The sequence below is a fragment of the Micromonospora sp. LOL_021 genome (assembly GCF_048060215.1).
GTDB lineage: Bacteria > Actinomycetota > Actinomycetes > Mycobacteriales > Micromonosporaceae > Micromonospora_E.
On sequence record NZ_JBHMIN010000077.1, the window covers coordinates 1 to 21,965 of the forward strand.

The 21,965-nt window shown below is 65.2% G+C and carries 20 protein-coding genes; 12 read left to right on the forward strand and 8 right to left on the reverse strand.

The genetic code is table 11. The features are described 5' to 3' along the window. Window positions 1-263 precede the first annotated feature (263 nt). The 3 genes from ACFHWT_RS29380 to ACFHWT_RS29390 are packed head-to-tail and all read left to right on the forward strand — an operon-like array spanning window position 264 to window position 1,812. A complete protein-coding gene (locus ACFHWT_RS29380; protein WP_416597905.1) occupies window positions 264-1,088 on the forward strand; it encodes a transposase family protein in 825 nt (274 codons plus the stop codon). Window positions 1,089-1,098: 10 nt separating this feature from the next. Continuing rightward, window positions 1,099-1,296 carry an IS3 family transposase gene (locus ACFHWT_RS29385; protein WP_416597906.1) on the forward strand — a complete coding sequence of 66 codons (198 nt, stop codon included), beginning with the start codon at window positions 1,099-1,101 and terminating at the stop codon, window positions 1,294-1,296. 57 nt (window positions 1,297-1,353) lie between these two features. Next, complete coding sequence (locus ACFHWT_RS29390; RefSeq protein ID WP_416597907.1) at window positions 1,354-1,812, forward strand: hypothetical protein; 459 nt, start codon at window positions 1,354-1,356, stop codon at window positions 1,810-1,812. A 24-nt stretch (window positions 1,813-1,836) separates the two neighbouring features. Here the strand turns inward: ACFHWT_RS29390 and ACFHWT_RS29395 are convergent, their stop codons facing one another. The 8 genes from ACFHWT_RS29395 to ACFHWT_RS29430 all read right to left on the reverse strand — a co-directional run bounded on the left by ACFHWT_RS29395 (window position 1,837) and on the right by ACFHWT_RS29430 (window position 13,370). Further along, on the reverse strand, window positions 1,837-3,387 hold the full coding sequence (locus tag ACFHWT_RS29395; RefSeq protein ID WP_416597908.1) for an amino acid adenylation domain-containing protein: 1,551 nt from the start codon (window positions 3,385-3,387) through the stop codon (window positions 1,837-1,839). A gap of 259 nt (window positions 3,388-3,646) precedes the next feature. Then, complete coding sequence (locus tag ACFHWT_RS29400; protein WP_416597909.1) at window positions 3,647-4,915, reverse strand: hypothetical protein; 1,269 nt, start codon at window positions 4,913-4,915, stop codon at window positions 3,647-3,649. Continuing rightward, a complete protein-coding gene (locus ACFHWT_RS29405) occupies window positions 4,870-7,209 on the reverse strand; it encodes a PEP-utilizing enzyme (protein WP_416597910.1) in 2,340 nt (779 codons plus the stop codon). The genes ACFHWT_RS29400 and ACFHWT_RS29405 overlap by 46 nt, the downstream gene beginning before the upstream one ends. Window positions 7,210-7,261: 52 nt before the next feature. Then, window positions 7,262-8,557 (reverse strand): methyltransferase domain-containing protein, encoded by a 1,296-nt coding sequence (locus ACFHWT_RS29410; protein WP_416597911.1) that lies wholly within the window; start codon window positions 8,555-8,557, stop codon window positions 7,262-7,264. Next, window positions 8,554-9,738, reverse strand: coding sequence for an aminotransferase class V-fold PLP-dependent enzyme (locus ACFHWT_RS29415; protein ID WP_416597912.1), 1,185 nt, complete (start codon window positions 9,736-9,738; stop codon window positions 8,554-8,556). Before ACFHWT_RS29415 ends, ACFHWT_RS29410 begins: the two co-directional genes overlap by 4 nt. Beyond that, window positions 9,738-11,285 (reverse strand): condensation domain-containing protein, encoded by a 1,548-nt coding sequence (locus tag ACFHWT_RS29420; RefSeq protein ID WP_416597913.1) that lies wholly within the window; start codon window positions 11,283-11,285, stop codon window positions 9,738-9,740. Before ACFHWT_RS29420 ends, ACFHWT_RS29415 begins: the two co-directional genes overlap by 1 nt. Before the next feature lie 605 nt (window positions 11,286-11,890). Beyond that, window positions 11,891-12,127 (reverse strand): hypothetical protein, encoded by a 237-nt coding sequence (locus ACFHWT_RS29425; protein ID WP_416597914.1) that lies wholly within the window; start codon window positions 12,125-12,127, stop codon window positions 11,891-11,893. Continuing rightward, on the reverse strand, window positions 12,102-13,370 hold the full coding sequence (locus tag ACFHWT_RS29430; RefSeq protein ID WP_416597915.1) for an IS4 family transposase: 1,269 nt from the start codon (window positions 13,368-13,370) through the stop codon (window positions 12,102-12,104). Before ACFHWT_RS29430 ends, ACFHWT_RS29425 begins: the two co-directional genes overlap by 26 nt. A gap of 272 nt (window positions 13,371-13,642) precedes the next feature. Between ACFHWT_RS29430 and ACFHWT_RS29435 the strand changes: the two genes are divergently transcribed. The 9 genes from ACFHWT_RS29435 to ACFHWT_RS29475 all read left to right on the forward strand — a co-directional run bounded on the left by ACFHWT_RS29435 (window position 13,643) and on the right by ACFHWT_RS29475 (window position 21,822). After that, entirely contained in the window at window positions 13,643-14,935 is a 1,293-nt protein-coding gene (locus ACFHWT_RS29435) for a hypothetical protein (protein WP_416597916.1), read from the forward strand. A gap of 74 nt (window positions 14,936-15,009) precedes the next feature. Next, a complete protein-coding gene (locus tag ACFHWT_RS29440) occupies window positions 15,010-15,930 on the forward strand; it encodes a dimethylarginine dimethylaminohydrolase family protein (protein WP_416597917.1) in 921 nt (306 codons plus the stop codon). Continuing rightward, window positions 15,927-16,559, forward strand: a complete 633-nt coding sequence (locus ACFHWT_RS29445; protein WP_416597918.1) for an adenylate kinase family protein — start codon at window positions 15,927-15,929, stop codon at window positions 16,557-16,559. Before ACFHWT_RS29440 ends, ACFHWT_RS29445 begins: the two co-directional genes overlap by 4 nt. 2 nt (window positions 16,560-16,561) lie before the next feature. Further along, a complete protein-coding gene (locus tag ACFHWT_RS29450; protein WP_416597919.1) occupies window positions 16,562-17,113 on the forward strand; it encodes a histidine phosphatase family protein in 552 nt (183 codons plus the stop codon). Beyond that, the gene (locus ACFHWT_RS29455) at window positions 17,110-18,396 is read left to right on the forward strand and encodes an MFS transporter (protein ID WP_416597924.1); all 1,287 of its coding nucleotides are present in this window, start codon (window positions 17,110-17,112) and stop codon (window positions 18,394-18,396) included. The genes ACFHWT_RS29450 and ACFHWT_RS29455 overlap by 4 nt, the downstream gene beginning before the upstream one ends. A gap of 17 nt (window positions 18,397-18,413) precedes the next feature. Further along, window positions 18,414-18,689: an acyl carrier protein gene (locus tag ACFHWT_RS29460; protein ID WP_416597920.1), complete on the forward strand. Its 276-nt coding sequence runs from the start codon at window positions 18,414-18,416 to the stop codon at window positions 18,687-18,689. Next, the gene (locus ACFHWT_RS29465; protein ID WP_416597921.1) at window positions 18,686-19,465 is read left to right on the forward strand and encodes a hypothetical protein; all 780 of its coding nucleotides are present in this window, start codon (window positions 18,686-18,688) and stop codon (window positions 19,463-19,465) included. The genes ACFHWT_RS29460 and ACFHWT_RS29465 overlap by 4 nt, the downstream gene beginning before the upstream one ends. Continuing rightward, window positions 19,462-20,499, forward strand: a complete 1,038-nt coding sequence (locus ACFHWT_RS29470) for a hypothetical protein (RefSeq protein ID WP_416597922.1) — start codon at window positions 19,462-19,464, stop codon at window positions 20,497-20,499. Before ACFHWT_RS29465 ends, ACFHWT_RS29470 begins: the two co-directional genes overlap by 4 nt. A 24-nt stretch (window positions 20,500-20,523) precedes the next feature. After that, a complete protein-coding gene (locus ACFHWT_RS29475) occupies window positions 20,524-21,822 on the forward strand; it encodes an ATP-grasp domain-containing protein (RefSeq protein WP_416597923.1) in 1,299 nt (432 codons plus the stop codon). Window positions 21,823-21,965: the final 143 nt, after the last annotated feature.

A 21,965-nucleotide genomic window follows, 5' to 3' on the forward strand; every position in this document is an offset into this window, starting at 1 on the left:
CCAATACCGAAACTACTCAACCGAGCTCAAGACGAACCGCGTCGGTGGATCGAGGCTGAGGTTGCGGCGATCTGCTGGCCGGACCGGAATTTGTTTCGACAATGCAATGAACTGATCTCAGCAAGGAATGCCGGTTAATCCGGTACGACACGGTCATATCGGTAGTACCGGACGGTCCTCGAAACAGACGTGGAGCCATCGATAGACAGGTCTTGCGACAGATCCACGTCTTCGAGAGGCTCCACGTGCTGACATATCGTGCCATGGTCGACGTCCCAAGGGAACTGGTGCAGCACGTGGCGCGGTTGCTGCACGCCGAACGCCGCGCCCGCGGCACCCGGAAGAAGACTCGGGCGCTGACCTGCTTCTACCAGGCACTACTCGTGCTCGTCTGGTTCCGCAAGGGCGAGGACATCGCGCTGATCGGAGCCGGCTTCGGCATCTCCCGGGCAACCTCCTACCGCTACCTGACCGAGGGCATCGCGGTCCTCACCGCACAGGCCGAGGATCTACACGCCGTCCTGCGCCGGGTAGCCGCCGACGGCTGGTCCCACGTCATCCTCGACGGCAAACTGTTCGACTGCGACCGGCTCGCCGAGACCACCCTGTCCGTCAAAGGCGAAACGATCGACGCCTGGTACTCCGGAAAGCACCGCGACTTCGGCGCGAACGTCCAATCGGTGACCCGCCCGGACGGACTGCCGATCTGGACCTCTGCCGCGATGCCCGGACACCTGCACGACCTGACCTGCGCCCAGACCCTCGGCGTCACCGCCGCACTGAACTGGGCCGCCGCTACCCTCGGCCTGCCGACACTGGCCGACTCCGGCTACGAAAACGCAGGCCAGGGCATCAAGACCCCGGTCAAGCAGCCCACCGACGGCAGCCGGCTCGCCCCCGACAACCGCTTCTACAACCGACTCCTGCGCGGCCTACGCTGCCAGGGCGAACGCGGCTTCGCCATCCTCGTCGGACGGTGGAAAGCGCTACGCCACACCACCGCCAGCCCAAGCGGAATCGGCGACATCGTCGCGGCAGCACTACACCTGACCCACTTCGAATACAAATATCTACCCGAAAGTCGGTGAGATCACTTCAATGGCGGAATTGTTCTTTGGTGCGCTAAAGAACGAACGCGTGTCGCGTGTGAAGTATCCCACGCGTGAGGCGGCACGCCGGGACGTTACTGCCTACATCGAATTCTGGTACAATCGTCAGCGTCTGCATTCAGCGGTGGGCTACCGACCTCCCCGAGAAGTCCACGCAGAGTTCGAGAACCTTCAAATCGCGGCGTGAAAGACCGGCCGAACCACTGTCCGGAAAACTCGAGGCCCCTCAAATCGCATCGTCTCGATGAACTCGTACAAGCTCGTTACCGAGGGTCCTTCGCGAAGTACGCCGCGGCTTTTTTCAGGAAGCTGTTCTCCATTTCGAGTTCCCGGTTGCGACATTCGAGTTCCTTCAGTCGAGCGCGCTCCTCTCTGGCACTACAGCGTCGGGTTCGACGTCACCGATAACGTGCGCACCGCCATCACGAAGGTCCCAGCCGGGGTGTGGGCACCCGCGCTGACCGCGGAAGGCACCGTCCGCTCCGGCGCGCACGTCACCGAACTCACCGAGATCCTCGATCTCGCCGACGGCTGGCCAGACAAGATGCGAACCCTGGCCCGCACCGAACCGCTGCACCCGAAACACCGCAAGCAGGCATCCGAGATCGAGAAACGTCGCGGGCAACGCTTCCAGGCCGTCGCGACCGACCTCCCCGGGCACCACTACCCGAAACTCGACGCCTTCCACCGCGGATTGACGTGACGGAATGACGAGAACCACGGCCTGTCACGGAGCCTCCGAAAGGAGTGTCACGAGTCGGCTGCGATCGACCTTGCCTGTAGCGCCAAGCGGAACCTGAGACAGGAAAATCCACCTTGCCGGGATCATGTATCCGGGCAGGCGTCGACGGAGCGCGTTGTTGAGTGAACGGCGGAATTCGCTGGGTTCTTCGACTGGTTGAGTCGGGAGCACGAAACCGACCAGCATGGCGTCGGCACCGGAGCCCGTCGTCTCGACGAAGGCGGCGTCGACTTGGCCAGTGGCCATGACCGCAGATTCGATCTCAGTCAACTCGATGCGGAAGCCCCAGAGCTTCACTTGCCGATCCATCCGGCCGAGCAACTCGATCGCCCCGCTCGGTAGCAGCCGAGCAAGGTCGCCTGTCCGGTAGATGCGGCATCCACTGCTGGGTTCACGTACGAACCGCTCGGCCGTCAGTTCCGGGCGGTTGAGGTAGCCGATGGCGACTCCAGGACCACCCACGCAGAGTTCACCGGTTTCGCCGGCTGGTACCGGCTTTAGCTCGCCATCGAGGATCTGCAGCGATGTGTTCTGTAGCGGGATACCGATCGGGACGCGGTCCAGACCAGCCAGGCTCTCCTCCGTACAGTCGAAGTACGCTGCGAAGGTTGTGGTCTCGGTGGGACCGTAACCGTTGACCAGCCGTGTGGGCGGACCGGCGGCCAACACCCGGCGGACAGCCGCCAACTCGAGTTGCTCGCCACCGACTACAAGGGTGCGGAGGGTCCGGAACACCTCAGGCCGTTCGCGGGCGATCAGGTGGAACAGCGAGGTCGTAAGGAACATCGTGGAGATGGACTCATCCGCCAGCAATGTAGCCCATCGGCTGAACGTGACGCCCGTCAAGGCGGGAAAGACAACGATGGTGCCACCAGCTACCAGCGTATTCCAGATCTCGAATGTCGCGGCGTCAAATGCAGGGTTGGAGCCGTTGGCGACTCTGTCGCCCGGCTCAATCGTGCAGAACAGGGGCTCGACCGCAAGTCGACGGACGGCGCGATGTGGCACGATCACCCCCTTTGGCGTCCCGGTTGAGCCAGAGGTGAACATCACGTAGATTGCGTCGTCTCCACTGACAGGACCGCGCGTCGCGGGTTGGGTGCGTGTCGCGTGTGGCACTAGCCGCAAGCCACGGGTCGCCGCGCGGGAGTCCTGCCCGGGTGGATGTACCACCAGCGCCGCCGCAGCCTGGTCAAGCATCACCGCGAGTCGGTCCGGCGGTGCGGCATCGTCCAAGCACAGGTATGCCGCCCCCGCTCGGACGATGCCGAGCAGTGCCACGATCAGGTCGACGGAGCGTGGTAGCCGAACGGCCACGACACTGCCTTGGCCAACACGTCGGTTGGCGAGGTCGTCGACCATCAGTCCGGCCTGATGCCAAAGCTCGGCGTAGCTGAGTGATTGCCCGGTTATTGGATGCCGCACTGCCGGCGCGTTCGGGGTCTGTCGGACCCACTTGGCAACGAGATCGTGCACGCCTTGTCCTACCTGTCGCTCGGGCTCGTCCGTGCACGGGTGATCGGCCATCGTGGTCATACCCCCTCACCGGCTTGCACATTGCTTAGGCGAGCGAGTCCTCCCCAAGTCGTGGGTTGCCGGCTGGTGTCGGGATGCAAGCCGCGGCCGACCTTCTGGGTCAGAGCGTCGCGCACGCTTAGCAGGTACGGCCTTCCGCCTACCTGCATGTCGTCGGGCACGTTCGCGTGGTTGGGGTTCGGTCGGTCGTTGCGTTCCAGAACCGGGAGCAGAGAGCGGCGCGGCCAGCGACAGCCGGCAACTGGCAAAAAGGGCCCATTCACGGCGCCACTCGGCTTAGTACGCCGCGGGCAGCTGCCTCGCCCGGACCGAACTCGAGGTACCCGTCCCGGAAGGCTGATCGCTGCTTGATCTCCTCCTCGGTCATGACCGTACCGGAGCGCCGGTCGAGCCGGACAGCGCTGACTCCCCGCAGCGGAGGGATGCCGGCGCCTCCGACGTCGCTGAAGAGCCTGCACTGCATGACCAGCACGATCTCGGGAGCGTCGAGTAGGGGATAACTCGTCGAATGGGCCTGCCGGCAGAAGATGCCGACGGAGTAGTCGAGGCCGTCGAGAGCTAGGCCGGTGGTCGCTCGGGCTGGGTGGTCGCACCGGGCGGCTACCTCGGACTCGTCCAGCGAGTCAAGCAGTGAGGCGAGTCGCAGCAGTTCGGCGCGGGTGTCGCTGCTCAACCAGCGATAACGTCCCAACCGCTTGCGAATATCGGTTGAGGAGAGGAGCGGCGGCCTCGTGCGTGGCCGGGCCACCAACTGTCCACCGGTGAACGCCGACCGAACTTCGGCGTAGGCGGCGCTGGCCGCCTCGTGAAGCGTACGAACGATGGCCGGAACCGTACCGTCGGACAGCGCGCTCCAGCCCGGCAACTGCAGCGCTAGACCGACCGGGGCCTGTGGGATCTCGGCTGGGTCGACAATGACTCGATGCCCGGCAACCGTTGGACCGAGCTTGTCGCGGATGACCCGTGGCGCGAGAAACGCGATCGGGTCGATCAGCCGCAGGCGTAGGAGGCGGTCGTCGAGGTCACGGTACGGCAGGCCGGAGACCGCCTCAAGGTCCCGACCGGGCCAGCAGTTGAGGTGGAGGTGGAATCTCTTGTCGTAGAACATCGCGTTCTCGCGATCGATCGTGTCGCGGTCGAAGTTGTAGCAGAGGTGGACCTCGGCACCGTGTAGCCCGAACCGCTCCGTCGTCGTCGGGTCGCTCAGGTAGCGAACAAAGCGGTGTCCAAGTGAGAAGATCGCATCGATCGTAGCCGCAGCGAGTTCCGTGGTCGCCGTGCGAATGTCGTCGTTGGAGGCCAACAGCATGCTGTCATATCGACTGTGTGGGAACAGTTTGTCCACGACCCCGAGCCGGTCGGTGGAGCCGGCCACCTCGTACTCGGCGATGAGCCGCTCGCCGTAGAACTTCCGGGCGCTGGTGTTGTTACGCACCGATGCCGCCTCCGGGAATCGTGGGGTCGGGAGTTTCGGCATCACCATCACCTTCTCGGCCGCCGCTGGGTACAGCGCGTCCAAGCGTGCCATTGGTCCTCCTCGTAATTGGTATCGAAGGCGCGGCTCTCCGACCGGGCCGGTTCCGACGCGTGGAGCCGACGGGCCTGCAGCAGGGTCACAACGTGATCGCGGATGCCCCACTCGACCTCGATCGGTCCGTCAAACCTGCTCGCGAGGTTCAGCGTCAGGCTCGCGACCAAGCCCAGATCGGAAACGAGATGCGGCACCGGGGGTGGTGCGGACGTCCCTGCCAGGCCGGCATGTGGGAAATGGACGATCTCCCCACCCCGATCCGGGCACCCGCCAGTGCCGTCGGACTCGTAGTACTCGACCATGACGTAGGCGCCGTCCCAGGGGCTGTGGGACACGGCAGTGCCCTGGTAGGTGAATCGCTCGTACCGAGTAACGAGGATCGCGATCCCTGCTTCGCCGTCGTGATCGCGCAGCCCGTGGTACGCGCGGGACCTGTCGCCGGTGCCGCTGCTCACGACCTGGTGAATCGCATCTACGAGGACGGCGGGCTTCGTCTCGACCCCGGCCTCGGAATGGTAGACGCCGGCGGCGGTGCCGTCCGGCATGTCCTCGAGCAGCGAACTAGACCGCAGCGACACCCGGTCCCCGGCGAATCTTGCTGCGATGCGCTGGGCCAGCCGGGTGGCAGTGTCGCTGCCGCCCGTTGGCATCTCGGCCCGGATCTGGTCGCAGACGGCTGTCGGCACCACCATCGCGTCTGCAGGAGTGGTGTGGCCTGCGGCGCGGATCGCGAGAAGCCCGGCCGCCTTGCGCCCGATGGTGTGCAGATTGAGGTCGTCGCTGAGCGGCAGGAGCAGGGCGTCGTCGGCACCTGGACCGTGAGGGACAGCCGCGGCAATGATCCGATCTCGATTGGTGATGACCAACCCGCGATCCGCATCGACCGTGACAACCTCGCCGTCGCGCAGCAACTTGGTGGCCCTGGCTACCCCGATCAGAGACGGGATGCCCCTCTCTCTCGCGACGACCGCGGAGTGGCTCAGGAGCCCGCCTTCCTCGGTGACGATGGCGCCAGCCATCCGCAGGAGGAGAATCAGGTCGAAGTCGGTGCCGGGAGCGACGATCACGTCTCCGACCTGCATTCGAGTCAGGTCGGCGGCGGAAGAAACGTTCCGTACCACGCCGGTGTGCCGTCCCGGCGCAGCGCACAGTCCACGAAGCTCCTGCTGTCCCCAGCCGTCGAGGTGCATCGGGCGCAGGACACCGTCCGGCAGCCCGCAGTCGTCGGGCCAGTCCATCCCCTCGTGCCGCCGTAGGACGACGCCCTCGGCCCGGCGGCGGTCGATCACCGGTCCCGGCACATGGGCGGCGTCTTCGACCAAGCGGATGATCTCCTCGAGTAGGTAGAGGCGCAACTCCTGAAGGTCCGTGCCGGTACGACCGGCGATCTCGGTCAGCAGCGGAAGACGATGCCGGGTAACGGATCCCAGCAACTTTTTGTTGCGGTCGCGGACTTCACCGGTGTATCGGAGCAATCCGAGCAGACGATTGAGCCGAGGGTCATCGATGACCGGTTCGGGTAGCTCCGTCTTCCGTTGCAGCCAGTGGCGCAGCTGATCCTCGGGAAGCTCTACGAACTGGCGGAACCGGTGCGCGACGCCTTCGTACGTGACCGTCTGCGCGCCATAGGCGGAACCCAAAGCGGTGTGCCGCTCGACAATCTCCAAAAGCGCCGCCCGTTCCTCGGTCGGATCCAGCCCGCCTTCGGCGCGGTGCCGGCGCACCAGGTCCAGAAATGCTTCGTCGGCATCTCCGGCGGCTGTAGTCTCTGCCGATGTGGAAAGCGCCGCCAGATATCGGTCAGCGGCGGAGGCGTCGGGCAGGTATTCGGAAGCGAGAGCCCGTGACGCAGCATGTAGAGCATGCTCCACCTGCACAAGATTCACCTCGTAGATCTCGCCAAGCGGCACGTGCTGAAGTCGCACGAGCGCCGAAAGCAGGGTGGCGTCGTCGAGTTCCGCGAAGGTCATGTCCTCGAGTTCGGCGGCGAGAGCCCTCGATCGTGGCCGTCTATTCGTCAACACCTGCTCGAGTTCCGCCGCAGTGGCCTCGGGTTCAAGCAGAAAGCGGGCTCCGAAGCGCCGGGCAAGCCGTTCCCACTCCTCTGTCGGGGCATAGCTGGTCGTCTCCCAGGGCGCGAAGACGACCGCGGTGTTGGCGAATCGAAAAGGGTTCAGAAACGGGTTGTGTCGTTGATAGAGGCCATGCAGGAATTCGGCGGCGAGCAGCGTTTCAGTCCGCCGAAAGTTGATCTTATGCCAGGCGCGGTGACGACGCCAGGATGCGAGCACGGGCGCTCCTTGGAGGGGAGGGGGTTACGGACGTCAGAGGCTCGACTGGCGGCTAACTACCGACGGATGTCGGCGAATGGCCCAGCACGGCCATCCCTTCCTCGAGCACCGAGTAGTCGGTGTACTTCCGCCAGTCGGCGCGGTCCGGGTACCCGCTCTTGGCGGATATCAGCGTGCGCAGCAGGTGACGCTCAATCTCCTCGTTGACCACTAGGTAGGACATCTTCCCGGCGTCGGTCTCAAGGTAGAGGTAGTCACCGTGGTCCGCGTAGATCTCCGGCAGGTCCGCGTAGTCCGTGACCGGAAGATGGTCGAAGCGCGAAACGAGTTCGTCAGCGACATCGATATCGCCCGGTACGCAGTGGAGGTGGAAGTGATGGCACAACCGGTGCTCCGGTCCGTCCGACAAGCAATGGCCGACGCGTCCGTGTTCGTAGAGTGTGACAGACCCCCACCGGTCGCGGATGCGGTCCTTGATCTCCGTGCGCAAGGCGGTGAGTTCACCGAGAAGTTCCGGCGGCACCTCTCCTGCGCAGCCGTAGTGCTCTCGCGAGAAGATGATCAGGTGGCCGGGCGTGAGCGGGGCCGCGTCGAAGCACACGCCGAAGTGCTCGGTGCTCGCGAGTAGCAGTTGAGGGTTCGGGTCGCAGAAGACGCATCCGCGCCTGTACTGCCCCAGGATATTCTCGTAGGTGTTGGCGTTCAAAGGAGACTCCTCCTGGTTCGATGTTGTCTCAGTTATCGCGCCGACCGGCGACGAGCAGCGTGGACGGGGAGAGCCGGCCAGCCGGTCCTCCCGGATAATTGTGAACTGCCGACCTATCACTGTCTTCAGCTCGGCTGGGCGGTAGTAGGAGAAGTAGCGGGCGACCCCAAACTTTTCGTAGTCCTCATGGCGCGGGCCCTCGCCAGATCCTTCGAACAGCAGTACGGCGACGACGCCCCCGGGGCGCAACGCTCGGCGGATCTCGCTCAGCACGACCGACATGTCTTTCTTGGGCAAGTGGAGAAGGGAGAAGGAGGCCCACGCACCGGCGAACTCAGCTTCGGGAAGGTGCAGGTCGTACAGGTCCATCTGGAGGGCCTCGACGCCGCACTCGCGACAGTTGCGTACCATTCGGGGTGAGAAGTCGATCGCGAGCGGGTCCAGTCCTTTTCCCTTGATTAGCAGAGCCTCGTGCCCCGGTCCTGACCCCAAATCAAGAACTCGGTCGCCGACCTGGCGAACCTCCTCAGCGAACCAGCCGAGGCTGGCGTTCCGGAACTTGTCGTAACGTCGGTTTCGCACCTTGCCGTAGGTATCGGCACACCGGTCGTACGCCTCGCGGAGTGCATCGTGATCATTCACCGGACGCCCATTGGGACTGCCTGCTCACGTATCGAATCGAGCGCTTCGATCAACCGGTCGATATCGTCTGCGGTGGAGCCGCTGCCAACGCTGATACGCAGCGTTCCGTGCGGGGTCGTACCGAGCGTTTGGTGAATGAGGGGCGCGCAGTGCAGACCGGCTCGTGTCATGATTTGGAACCGCTCGTCGAGCAAGGCGCTCACCTCGCTGGCGTACAAGCCCTCGATATTGAGCGAGATGACCGGAACGCGAGGCAGGTCCGGTCGGACTTCGTAGACCGTGATGCCACTCATTGTGCGCAGGCTCGCCAGGCATGCTTGCATGAGTGTGAGGGCAGCAGCACGATCGGCCGCGATTCCAGCGGGTGTCAACGTCGCCACCACCGCGCCGAGTCCAGCAATACCTAGATAGTTCGCCGTGCCCGCCTCGAGCTTGTCCGGCATGGTGGCTGGATGGCGTAGGGACTGGGAGTTGACGCCGCTACCCCCGACCTCCAAGGGCCGGATGTCGAGAGGATGCCGCACGAACAGGGCGCCTGTCCCAGGCGGTCCCTTCAACGACTTGTGCCCTGTGAGCGCCAGCATGTCGACCCCAAGCTCGTCAACTTCGATATCGAGGAACCCAGCTGTCTGTGAGGCGTCGAGCAGGAACAGGGCGCCATGTGCCCGAGCGATCGCGGCGAGTTCGGCCACGGGAGCGACGACGCCGGTCACGTTGGATGCATGGTTAACGACCATTAGTTTCGTCTCGGGTCGCAGCGCGGCGCGGAAGGCGGCGAGGTCGAACGTCCCATCTGGCGCCGTGCGTACGACGGTGTAAGTGCACTTGCCAGCGAGTCGCAGCTCCTCCAGAGGGCGCAGTACGGAGTTGTGCTCAATGTCCGTCGTGATCACGTGGTCACCGGGCGCCAGTGAACCGCGAATGGCGATGTTGAGCGCGTGCGTAGCGTTTAGGGTGAAGGCAATTCTCGAAGGATCGGTTACACCGACCACCTGGGCCAGGGCCGCGCGAGCCTCATCCACGATCCGCTTCGCCTGCCGTGCCTGGCTATGGGATCCCCGGCCGGGGCTGGCGCCCACCTCGTTGAGGTACTGGCGGGTCGTCTCCCAGAGGAGATCCGGCTTCGGGAACGAAGTGCTGGCGTTGTCAAAGTAGATGGGGCGCGTCCGCAGGGCGGTCATCACTGTCCCTCGAGTGCGAGCTCGTCGAGTTCGGCGGCTATACCCTGGGCCAGGGAGTCGACGAACCCAGGATCGACGGCCGTTTGATTGAACACGATCCGCACGGTGAGTCCGCCGCCGCCGTTCTGCCGCACGAAGAAGGACAGGCCGGGCTCGGCAAAGCTATCGACCTCATCGAACTGCAGCCGCCGCAGCCACCCGCCCGGCACCGACCACTGAGCGTCGTCGTATGGCTCATATGCGTAGAAGAGGCGGGCCGGGCGGGCCGCTCGGCCGAAACTGTCCGGCTGCAGTGCCTTGACCAGCATCGGGAGCGGAATGTCCTGGTGCAGGAGTGCTTCCAGCACCTGCTGCCGGACCTGGACAAGGCGGCTGCGCCCAGGAGCGCCCACATCCGGACGGAGGCGTAGCACGATCGAATGGGCGAACCAGCCGATCATCTGCTCCACGTCCACGCCGGTTCGGTTAGCTGTCGGACTGTGCACAACGACGTCCGCGTCCCCAGAGGCGCGCTGCCACGCTGCGGCGACAGCGGTCAGAACCGTCATGAACATCGTCGCGCCGGCGTCGCGGGCCACCTTCCGCAGCCCGGCCTCGGTCGTGCCGTCGATGGACACCGCGGCCTCGCAGCATCGATGGCTGCCGACGGACGCTGCGGGGGCGGGCAGTGATAGCGGGGGGAATGGCTGCGTCCCGGCGAGCTTCGAACGCCAATAGGCGAGCTGTTGCTCCCATCTCGCGCCCGACAGCTGCCGGCGCTGCCATGCCACCCAGTCGATGAACTGAAGCGCGGACGGCTGGGCATGACGGCCGGACAGGTCTTCGGCTAAAGCGGAGAGGAGAACCTCCGCGGACCAGCCGTCGAACACCAGGTGATCGACGGCCAGCAAGAGGACGGCGTTGGTGCGCGTGAAGCGGGCGATCGCTGCGCGCAGCAGTGGCGGGGCGTCCCGTGGAAGTGGCTCGCGCAGCAACTCGCTCTGGATTTGACGTAGGAGCACAGTCCGGTCCCCGACGGGGCAGTCGCCGAGATCGTGTACGGCGACGTCGAGGGTGATGTCCTCGACGATAATCGGGGTGGCGGTGCCGGCGGAGACGTCCAGCCGGAACCCTGTACGCAGGGCCTCGTGGGCCTTGACGACCCGGTGCAGTGCTCCGGTCAGATCCGCGTCATCGAGGGGCGCCGCGACCTCGACCGCTACCGGCACCACGAACGAGGGTGCCTTCCTGCCCTCGCGGAGGTTGCGCGCCTCCCGCAGCAGGCGGTTCTGCTGTAGCGCCGACAGCGGCAGATCCCCGTCACGCGGAACGGGAGTCAGCGTGTCGCCACCGATTCCTTCGTTCTCGCGTCGGTGCGCTTCAATCGCAGCGACGTAGTCGGTCAGCCGACGGTGATCGAAGAGCAAGTCGAGCGTGAGCCGCACGCCGAGAACGGACTTGAGCCGCTCGGTGACCTTCGCGGCCAGCAGTGAATCGCCGCCGGAGAGGAAGAAGTCGCTAGTGCGGTCTGGTGGTTGGCCAAGGATGGCCTCCCACACACCAGCCACAATCTCCTCCATCGCAGTCCGCTGGGCCGACAATCCACTCGCCGGCAGAGTTTGCTCGGCGGCCGGCGATGTACCCGGCTCAAGAACTCGTCTCACCGAATCTCCTGACATACTGATCGATATGAGCGAAGCATCGATCCCGGCGGCTGGTCCGCGATCGGTTGACGATCGACTGCCCCATGCCAATTGATTTGGCCCAGCCCTGCGAGCTGCAGGCAGCTCGGCCGGACGGGTCAGCCGCGCGGCGATTGAATGGTTGGCGAGAGGGGTGCCAGCGGTGAATGTGATACCGCGTGGTGTGACCTCGCGCCGAGACCTCCGCGACAGCTCAAGCGTGTCGCAAGTTCACTACCGTAAATGAGCCCGGTACGAGCGCGCAATCGGCCAGGACGTCTCCGGTTCCACATAGACACAATCGTCCCCCGTCGTGGAAGGCTGCAGCATTAGCTACGTAGAGAAGGGTGACTCTAGCATCGCCCAACTTCGCTGTAAACCCCGTTTTGACCAGGCTCAGAGCGCCTTTGCTGGTGAACTGGAGCTTGGCGCGGACCAGCGTGTCGAGGAGACCTCTTCCGGTGCGCCGACCCGGAGTGCGGGCAATACCGTCAACTTAACATGTCTGGCCTGGTAAGGACCCACAACCTGATCTTGGTGCGGGGTGGTAGGGGTTTCTTGTAGTCGTCTGTCTGGCGGGGGTAGCGGCGTCCGGGTTGGCGTTGTTGGCGGGCGAAACTGCGGATGCGGGGCGTGGCCGGTAGGAGGTTGCGTTCGTCGGTGATCTCGTAGATGACGTCGGCGACCAGGTCGGCCAGGTCGTCAGGGGGAAAAGGCCGCGTCGTCACTGACGTGACGCGCGGCTGCCTGCACGGTGCGGGTGAACGATATGCGGTCGGGGTCCAGGTCGGCGTGTTCGGCACCGGCGACGATCAGCGCGCGGATGGCCTGGTAGACGCAGAGCAATGCGTAGACCTCCTGGTAGACCAGGTCCGGGCGCCCGGACCGCAGGACGACCTCGGCGCCGCCGCGCAGCCGGGTCTCCACGTCACCGATCGCGGTCTCCAGGGTCCACCGCTCGTGGTAGAGCTCGGGGAAATCCCGCAGGGGGTAGGCGTCCGGGTCGAGCAGGGTGGTGACCAGGCAGAACAGTTCGCTGACCTCACGGTTGCCGTGCTCGTCGGGCTCGGATTCCACCGTGTACTCGATCACCCGGACGCTGATGCCGGGGATCTGCTCAGGGGGTACCTTCGTCTTGCGGCGGCGCAGCCGTCGTGCCTGTTGCGGGTCGGCGATCCTCGACACATACGAGCGGTCGGCCAGGACCTGCAGCACCGGCAGGTCCACCCCCGCCTTGACTCGCAGTACCGCGTGCGCGTTGGTGGCCACGATCGCGGTCAGGTCCTCGTACGACAGGAAGTTACGGTCGGCCACGACCACGTCCCCGGTTCCCAGCCGTGGCCACAACGTGCGGGCCAGGTTCTGCTCCCCGGTGGCCAGCACGCCCACGGCGGCGCCTTGCAGGCAGCGGGTACCGATCTCGGCCAGCGCCACCACCCGGACCTGCGGATACCCCACCGGTCCGGCCGAGTTCGAGGGCAGCCCGAAATGCGCCGCGTTCTCCGGCGTCCGAGCCACATTCATGGTGAACCCGTCGGCGGCCAGCTTCCGCAACCCATGGAAGTACGCCCACGGCGCCGCGGCCGCGTCGGTCACCATCGGCCGCATCGAGGTCGCCAACACCCCCTGCATCGCCTCCGGCCCCAACCGCACCCTGGCCTTGGCCAGCGCCGCCGCCGACGGCTGCATCCCCACCTGCCGCCGCATCCGGTACCGCCGGGCCCACGACAGCCCACCCAGCAGCTTGTTCCACACCTCCACGTACGCGCTGTCGAGAAACAACACGCACGCCATCACGTAGTACGCCATCAACCGAGCCGGCAGCAGCCGATACCGCTGCTCCCGCGCATCCCACTCCTCGATCGCCAGATCCACCGACTCCGGCGGGAACGCCGCCGTCAACACCCCGACCCCCACCAGATCCGGCAACCGAACCCGCGACCCCGCCTTGACCTGACCAGCCCTCGCCACGAGCAGAGATAATAGACCACACCACACTACCAGTAAGTTAACGGTATTGGGAGTGCGGGGGTTGGAGGCACAGGCGTCCGGAGCTCAACTATGCGGGTTGACAAAGCCGAGCGATCGTGCAGTAGAGTGACACATCGATCGATCAGCGCCTTGCCGCCGATCGGCAAGTGCAAGTGCCGCGCCATGTCCAACCAGGTCAGCCGATTGTTGCTGACGAGGACATGGAAGCGACGACAACGGGGGCAGGTGTGCATTCTTCGATAATTGATGAGGTGCGACGCGCACGCGTCCGGGTAGGTCCGCCGAATAATGAACGCGGCACCACTCCGGTCGTCGCTGATATCCGCCGCGTTGTGGTGATTCTCGCGTCGTCGCGAAGCGGCAGTAGTCTGTTGTTCGATCTCCTCCGGCGCACCGGTTCCTTTGTCTGTCTCGACGGTGAACACACCCATCTGTACAAATTGAATTCGATGGGATTGCCGGGGTGGCCGGACGCCCACGACGGCGATGTCGACCCGGATGCCGACGGTGAGACGTTCCTCGCCGACCTACTATCCGACTGCACCGTCCATAGTGGGCAAAGACCCAGGCCGACATTGGCCTACTCCAGCCAGGTAGCGAGGCGGCTCGTCGCGCAATGGCCCGTGCTCACGAGCCGCGTCGAGGAGGTCCGCGACGTCGCCGAGGAACAGCTTCTAAGGCGGACGTCGCTTGATGGGAAGTTCGACCAGGACCAGTTCCTCCTGAAGGTCATCGATGAACTCCGACAGCGTAGCGCGGACATCGACCCGCGGTACTACGACATACCGTGCGACGTTGTACGGAAGCATTTCCCGGCGCTGGCGACCGTCGCGACGGCACCGCCGCTGCCCGACGGGGTTATCGAGGAGCCGCCATTCGTCGTCCCTCAGCCGGCCGCCCCGGCGACGCCCGAGGATCTGATAAGCCGGCCATTGCTGATTAAGGCATCGGTCGACGCCTACCGTGTTGCCCTGCTGGAGAAACTCCTGTCAGGAGCCGACGTCCGATTCATCCATCTCACCCGGAATCCTGCAGCCGCCGTCAACGGCCTGTACGACGGATGGCGGGACCGTGGCTTCTTCTCCCATCATCTTTCCGGACGCGCCACCCTAGCCATCGACGGATACTCCGAGACGTTGTGGGGCAGCGAGTGGTGGAACTTCGACCTGCCGCCGGCCTGGCGCGACGTCGTGCGGCGTCCGCTACAGGAGGTGTGCGCCTTCCAGTGGTGCCAAGCCAACTCCAGCATTCTGGCGGCCCTGGCCACGTCGCCAGCACGGCGGCTAAGCATGCAGGCCGAGGAGGTGATGGCCGGGTTACATCGCCGCGCGGTGGCGTTGCGAAGGATTTTTGAGTTCTGCGGCATCGATCCGACCGACGGCGCTGACTCGGTGGACCGCGTCCTGATGTCGACGAAGCGTCCCACGCCGGGCCGCTGGCGCGAGCGTGCCGCAGTTCTCGGCCCCGTCCTGGGCGATCCGCGACTGCGCGACTTGGCGTCACGGCTCGGATATGGACCTGAGCCTGACAGCCGGTGGACATGATGTCGGGGGCGAGTCGACCCGCCGCGTATCACGGGACGGGCTGGCTTCCGCGACACGGCACCCACGCTGACGACGTGCGCGCCGGGGCGCTGTGGCGGCGGTCGGGCAGCAACAGCGAATGGGCACCGCTGCAGAGTGTCGTCCTCTCCCTGCCATGCCAGTCCTGGCCCGCTCCGGCCGACTGGAATGATGCGCTCTACCTGGGGCCGGTTGGTTTTCCGAGACTGCGCCACCAACTCCAGGCGTACGCACAGACGCTCGAGTCGCTCGGCGTCGAGGTTGTCCACTATGAGTGGCCGGCGATTGGCTCGCCCGCTTACAACGGTATCTTCGTGCGCGACCAGTTCTTCATGACCCCCGAGGGTGCGATCGTGGCGCGGATGGGCAGTCAACCCCGGGCCGCCGAGGCCCGATGGATTACCGCGGCGCTCGGTGCCGAGGGCGCGCCGATCGTCCGCACCATCCGCGGAGATGCCTGCTTCGAGGGTGCCGACGCCATCTGGCTGCGACCGGACCTGGTGGCCATAGGTGTCGGCAACCGCACGAACGAGAGGGGTGCGAGCCAGGTCGCCGACGTTCTACGGGAGCAGGGCATTGCGTCGGTGGCGTTCAACCTCCCATCCGAGGTCCAGCATCTCCTGGGCTTGCTGCAGGTCGTGGCGTCCGATCTCGCGGTGGTCCGCACGGGCCTCGCACCTCGGCGGCTTCTGGACACCTTGGCCGAGGTCGGCATCGCCGTCGTCGAGGTGCCGGAGAGCGAATCCGTGACAGCCCGACAGGCAATCAACTTCGTCACCATGGGGCCTCGGCGCGTCGTGGTCGTCGATGGCTCGAGCGACGTCCAAGACACACTCACGCGCGCAGGCATCGAGGTGGTCGCGGCCGTGCACTGCCCCGAGTTGCTCAAGTGCGCAGGGGGCCTCGCGTGCGCGACAGGCATCCTGCATCGGCGAATGACATCCGGCCTTCCGGATGAAAGCGAGGCGAGCCGTTGAACTTGTCGGTAGTCCTACTTGGCCCACCCGGCGTCGGTAAGGGGACGCTCGCCGGCGTACTGGCCCGGCGGTTCGGTGCGACGGCCATCAACAGCGGGGCGCTGCTGCGCGCCGAGGTCGGGTCTGGCAGCGATGTAGGCCTATGCGCAGCCGGGCACATACGCCGTGGCGATCTCGTCCCGGACGAGATCGTGTTCGGGTTGCTTCGCCGGGCCGTCCTCGACAAAGATGGTCGGCTTCTCGTAATTGACGGCTTCCCCAGAACCGTCACACAGGCCGAGATGCTCACCGCTCTGCTGAGCGGTGTCGGAAGCCCGGTGGGACTGGTCGTTGATCTGGTGGCCGACCGTGCAACCCTAAGACAGCGCATGCTGGCTCGCGCTGGCGTCAACCTCGGCAAGGACACCACCGGGAGCCGCCGCGACGACGACCAACCAACCACCATCGAGCGGAGACTCGACGCCTTCGGCAGTACGCCGCCAGAACTGCTCAGCTACTTCAGGAACGGAACGGCAGTTGCCACGGTCGACGGACGCCGGCCAAAGGACGAGGTGGCGGAAACAGTCGGTCTGCTGCTGTCGGAGGTGCTCGCAGCGGGCGGATGGAGTGCGAAAGGAAGTTTTAGCTGACGATGCTGCTGTTGATCCGGCATGCGAAGACCATCCAGGACCCAGCGGTTCCCGCCGAGCGTTGGGCGCTAGACCCGGAAGGCATCGACCAGACACGAGCGCTGGCGGGCGACCGGGACTGGAACCGACTGCGGCACTGGTACAGCTCGTCGGAATTGAAGGCTGTCGCGACCGCGCGTGCCCTGACCGACAATTCGATCGCAACCGACCATGGTCTTGTGGAGTTGCGCCGTGGCGGCTGGAGCGAGAAGTATGACGATCTGGTGCGACGGCTCTTCCAGGAACGCCATACCGCTCCCGCCCCCGGCTGGGAATCGGCGAACGCGGCGCTCGGGCGGTTCGATGCTGCACTACGGGCGATTGCGGCCCGTCATAGGGGCGAGGATGTCGTAGTGGTTTCGCACGGACTGGTGATCTCGCTTTGGCTGGCACACCTCAACTCGACCGGCGAGGTCGACTACCGAGAATGGAAGTCCATGCCGTTTCCAGCCTTGTTCGTTATCAGTGACGAAACGGTGTCCGGGTGGCTGCGAAGGGAAGCGGCAACGGCATGAAGGTTCGACCGCTCCTCGCGCACCCGCCGTTCCGGCGTAGGTTCCTCGCCCAGGCCCTGTCGATGACCGGCACCACCATGTCTTCGGTCGCATTGGCCTTCGGCGTTCTGGAGACGACCGGATCGGCCAGCGCACTCGCCGTGGTCATGGCGTCCTACAGCCTATCGATGTTTGTGCTGATGCCGGTCGGCGGCGTATGGGCCGACCGACTGCCCCGCGACCGATTGATGATGTCCACGGACTTGGTCCGCTTCCTGATGCAGACCATCTTCGGTGTTCTGCTCCTCGCAGGAGAGGCTCCGTTATGGACAATGGTGATGCTTCAAGTCGTCAGCGGCGCGGCGCAGGCGTTCTCTCTTCCCGCCACGATCGGTCTCACTGCTGCGACCGCCCCAGCGGGGATGAAACAACAGGCGAATGCGCTCAACGCACTGACCCGCGACGTTGCGTTCATCGTCGGTCCGATCGTCGCCGGCACGCTCACCGTCACCGTCGGAGCAGGTTGGGCTCTGCTAATCGACGGCCTGACGTATCTCGGTAGCGCCCTGCTCCTGCTCGGACTTCGCCTGCCCCCCGTAGAGCGTAAACAAGAGCCATTCCTCAGAGAGCTCCGCGAAGGCTGGATCGAGGTGTCCAAGCGGTCGTGGGTCTGGGCGTCCGTGTGCTACTTCGCACTGTTTAACCTCGTGTTCGCCATCTTCACGGTGCTGGGTCCGGCACGCCTCGCTGACCGTGACAACGGAGCTCTGGAGTGGGCGGCGATCAATGCCGGGCTCGCGGTCGGCACGTTGTGCGGAAATGCGCTGGCCCTGCGGCTCGCTCCGCGCTACCTGTTGCGTTGGGCACGCGTCCAGGAACTATTGGTGGTGCCGATGATCGTGGTGCTGGCTCTCGACGCCCCTACGCCGGCGCTCGTCGCCTGTGCCCTGCTGATGGGCGTGTCCATGAGTTTTCCGGACGCACTGTGGTACACCGCCCTGCAACAGGAGATCCCAGACAAGGCCCTTTCCCGGGTCTCCTCATTCGACTACTTTGGATCCTTCGCTTTGCGGCCGCTCGGGTACCTTCTCGCGGCGGTGTTCGTCTCCGTCGGCGCGACCGGTTCTTTGTTGGTCATCGCTGGTGTCTTCGCCGCCGCCACCCTGGCCACGCTGGCGGCGCCGGGCGTACGGAACCTAGAACGCAGACCCGAGCCGAGCGACAGCGCTGCGGCGGCCCCCGGTGATCCCCGCGATTCATCCCCATCGCGCGATGCGGATGCGGCCGTCGATGTGTCGAAATAAGGACAGGTAGGTGCTTCATGAGCGAGACCGAACGAAAAGATCAGATCCCGGGGACAGAACTTGTACGCGGAATCTGGGTGGATGTGCTCGGCGGCGACGACTTCACCGACGATGAGAGCTTTTTTGAGATCGGCGGAGATTCCTTCGCGGCCCTGCGGGTACTTGACCAGATCCGACGCCAAACGGGTGTCCGGGTGAGCCTCCTCGCGTTTGTTGACGACCCCACCGTGGCTGGGCTCCGATCTGCGCTGACTGCGGGCCAGCCAGCCGACCGTCCCGCTGGACTGACATGAGTAGCGGACTCCTCCTGATTGATTTCGCCGGCAACCGCGCCGAGGCCTCGTTCGAGGCCTGGCCACGCGCACTCCTCGAAAGTGCCATCGTGGAACGGGTCGTCGGCGGCGACATCCCGGCGCGTCTCAGCCACTACGTGGATGGACTGCTCGAACGCGTCGACAGACGTGCGCCGCGTCTCATCGCCACCTATTGCGCCGCCGCCGGGATCGGGCTTGAGGTAGTGACGGCGGTACGTCGCAGCGGGGAGCCGCCCCCGATCCTCGTCATGGTGGAGCCCGCGACTACCACGGCTAAGGACGTCATCCGAGAGTTCGATCAAATCGTCGTCAAAATCGGCGGTGATCGGCACGTGCCCCGGCAGATCGATGCCGCGCAGATACGCGCCGATCCGGTGGTGGCGCTAGACCAGATGTCCGCCGAGCTAAGACGGTGCGTTGCCGATGGGCTCGGACCCATCGGGCTGTCCGGCAATGCCGAAGAGGAACGGATCCAAAGGGAGGACCGAACGGATCTCGTCGAGGAGCTGGTCGGGCGTTATCGCACGTGGTTGGCATACCTGGCCCTGACCGCCCAGGCCTCCTGGCCGGCCGGCGCGCCAGATTGGGACGGCCGCGTCCTGGCAGTCCAGTCCGCCACCGCACCAGCCTTTGAATGGGGCGACGGATCCCGGGTGCAGTCCCAGAGGATCGCCACCGACCCGCGGGGCTTGCTCGCCAACCCGGAGCTGCACGAACTTGTGAGCGACTTGGCCGGCCTCAGTGATTCCACATGATCATCGACACGTTGAGCGATCTGGACCCGCAGCCCTTCGACGCTCTCGACCCGAGCATTGGCACGGCCGGAACACACAGCCGTTTACTCGGCCTTGAGCGCGACACGCGGTGGACGACCCGGTACTCGGTAGTCCATGACACCGAGGGAATCGCAGCCGCCACGCCGATCTATCTTTGCGGCGCGAGTCGTTGGCTAGACCCGGCCTATGATCCGGCGGTTTGGGCGAGCGGGCGGGAAGCCTCCGAAACCTGGCAGCCACGTCGCACGGTCGTCCTCGCCGGACGGGCAGATTTGAGAAGCTCCCTGCATGTCGCGCCGCGAGCCCGCACGCCCTGGGTACTCCGGGCCCTCCTGCAGGACGCTGCGGACGTCGCCGGTGTCCAACACGTCGCCATTCCCTATATCTTCGACCATGACCGGCGCTTCCTGAACATATACGCGGGGCCCGCTCTCCGCTGGCGACAACTCGGCGCGGAGGCCAGCTTCTATCCGCCGTTCGCAGACCTCACCAGGCTGCCAAGTAAGATCCGTAGTGTCCTGAAGCGTGACCTGGCCGCCATACGTCGCCATGAGGTGGTGTCGAGGGTCGACGACTGGACAAACCGCCGGCCCGAGGAGCTCGAGGCCGATGTCTACCTCATCGCGGCGCACAAAGCGCGTTTCGGCCTGCCCGATCATCCGGAACTGGTCGCGTTGAGGATGAGCCACTGGACGCGGGTCTCCCACGTCCAGCCGCTCGTCTTCCACGCCCGTACCGCGCACATCGAGGGCGTCCTCACCGCACTCCTGTGGTCAAACGAGCTCGAGCTGCACGAACTGGGCCTCTCCGGTGAACCGTCACGCGAGCGACAAGCGGTGTACGCCGAGCTGGTGTTCCACGCACCGATGCGGTTCGCCGCGTCACACGGGCTGACGAGGATCCGGGCTGGCCTCGAGGCATCTACTGCCAAATATGTCCGGGGCGCGACGCTGGCGCCTGTCTTCACCGCCGTCACGACGATGGACGCCCTGCTCGATGCCACACGATCATGACAGCCACTGCATAGGGAGGCAGAAATGCCCGGGGACCCGCCACGTTTACCGGCGCTCGCGGTGATCTGCGACATCGTCGGCTCGATGTCGCCGGTGGATATCGCGCGGAGCGCTGCCGGCCGGGCGGAGCTTCTTTACCTCGTCGATGCCGGCGACAATGACCTTATCGAGCTTTGCCAGTCGCTCGCACAGACCTATGCCGTGCGTGTGGACGATCCCCAAGCCATCGCCACACTCCTGCGTGATCTCGGCGTCAACGCGGTAACGACCTTCTCGGACCCCCATTGCGCTGTCGTCGATGCGGTCAACGCCGTCCTGCGCGGCGACGATCCCGATCGGGATTCCCGATGGCGTAAGGACATGCAACGCGATTCACTGGTACGACACGGGCTGTCCAAGATCGTCGCCTCGCGCTTCCACAGCGCGCACGAACTTCAGCAACTCGTGACCCGCCAAGGTGTCCCGCTGGTCGTCAAGCCTCGTCGCGGCGCCGCAAGTCGCGACGTCTGGCTTCTGAACACCCGGCAAGACGTGAACCAGTTCCTCCTCGCTGCGGCCGGTGGTCGCCGCGATCTGGACGACTTCGTCGCGGAGACGTACGTCCAAGGCGTTCGCCCCGCTGCTCACCGGCACGTCGGAGACTACATCTCTGTCGAGTTGTTTGTACACCGGAAAGGCTTCTCGGCCTTCGTCACCGATCGACCTCCGATTGCGTGGCCCTGCCGGGAAACAGGAATCATCGGTCCCACGGTCCTCTCGGCCTCTGACCAGAAGGCCGCGGTCGACCTGGCGGTCGACGCACATGCCGCCCTCGGCGGCGGCTTCGGTGCCTTCCACGTGGAGATCAAGCTCTCCGAGCCAACTCCCGAGGTGATCGAGGTTAACGGACGGCTGGGGGGCTACGTCAGGCGACTCGTACAGTACGGCGCGGGTATTGACGTCGGGCCGTGGGCCATCGCCTCCGCGCTCGGTGCTGACCCGCAACCGCGCGCCCCAATGCTGACGTGGGACCGTGCGGTCATGGGTGTACTCTTCCAAGCACCACCGAGCGCGGTGTCCGTGGAGGCAGCTCCCGCCCGTAAGGCTCTGCTGCAATTGCCCGGGGTACTGGCGGTTGAGGCCGTCGCCCAGCCAGGATCGCTGGTCGATTGGCAGATGGGATCCGGTGGTGCGGTGGCGAAGCTGTGGATCGCGGGTCGAGATCATTCAGAGCTTGGCGATCGGGCACGTACCGTAGCCAAGGTTCTGTCTTCCTCGTTCATGTTCATTACCGCTGAAGGCGACACGGTACGCGAGAAAGACTTCGTTGCCTCGATGAGTTGAGGCAGTGGTGGGCGGGCGGGGCGGCACGAAGCCACCCACACTGAACGTGGTCACACTGAGCCATTTCCAACCTGATGGTGCAGTGTCGGCGGCCAGTGAATACTCCCCGTAGGCGGTCATTTATCGCCCCGTTGGTGGCCAGG

Excerpts from the sequence above, each read along its gene's own strand:
- ACFHWT_RS29470 (WP_416597922.1), top strand. The coding sequence starts at position 19,462 with ATGATCATCGACACGTTGAGCGATCTGGACCCGCAGCCCTTCGACGCT.
- ACFHWT_RS29390 (WP_416597907.1), top strand. The coding sequence starts at position 1,354 with ATGAACTCGTACAAGCTCGTTACCGAGGGTCCTTCGCGAAGTACGCCG.
- ACFHWT_RS29400 (WP_416597909.1), bottom strand. The coding sequence starts at position 4,915 with ATGGCACGCTTGGACGCGCTGTACCCAGCGGCGGCCGAGAAGGTGATG.
- ACFHWT_RS29415 (WP_416597912.1), bottom strand. The coding sequence starts at position 9,738 with ATGACCGCCCTGCGGACGCGCCCCATCTACTTTGACAACGCCAGCACT.
- ACFHWT_RS29385 (WP_416597906.1), top strand. The coding sequence starts at position 1,099 with ATGGCGGAATTGTTCTTTGGTGCGCTAAAGAACGAACGCGTGTCGCGT.
- ACFHWT_RS29465 (WP_416597921.1), top strand. The coding sequence starts at position 18,686 with ATGAGTAGCGGACTCCTCCTGATTGATTTCGCCGGCAACCGCGCCGAG.
- ACFHWT_RS29460 (WP_416597920.1), top strand. The coding sequence starts at position 18,414 with ATGAGCGAGACCGAACGAAAAGATCAGATCCCGGGGACAGAACTTGTA.
- ACFHWT_RS29475 (WP_416597923.1), top strand. The coding sequence starts at position 20,524 with ATGCCCGGGGACCCGCCACGTTTACCGGCGCTCGCGGTGATCTGCGAC.
- ACFHWT_RS29450 (WP_416597919.1), top strand. The coding sequence starts at position 16,562 with ATGCTGCTGTTGATCCGGCATGCGAAGACCATCCAGGACCCAGCGGTT.
- ACFHWT_RS29395 (WP_416597908.1), bottom strand. The coding sequence starts at position 3,387 with ATGACCACGATGGCCGATCACCCGTGCACGGACGAGCCCGAGCGACAG.
- ACFHWT_RS29380 (WP_416597905.1), top strand. The coding sequence starts at position 264 with ATGGTCGACGTCCCAAGGGAACTGGTGCAGCACGTGGCGCGGTTGCTG.
- ACFHWT_RS29455 (WP_416597924.1), top strand. The coding sequence starts at position 17,110 with ATGAAGGTTCGACCGCTCCTCGCGCACCCGCCGTTCCGGCGTAGGTTC.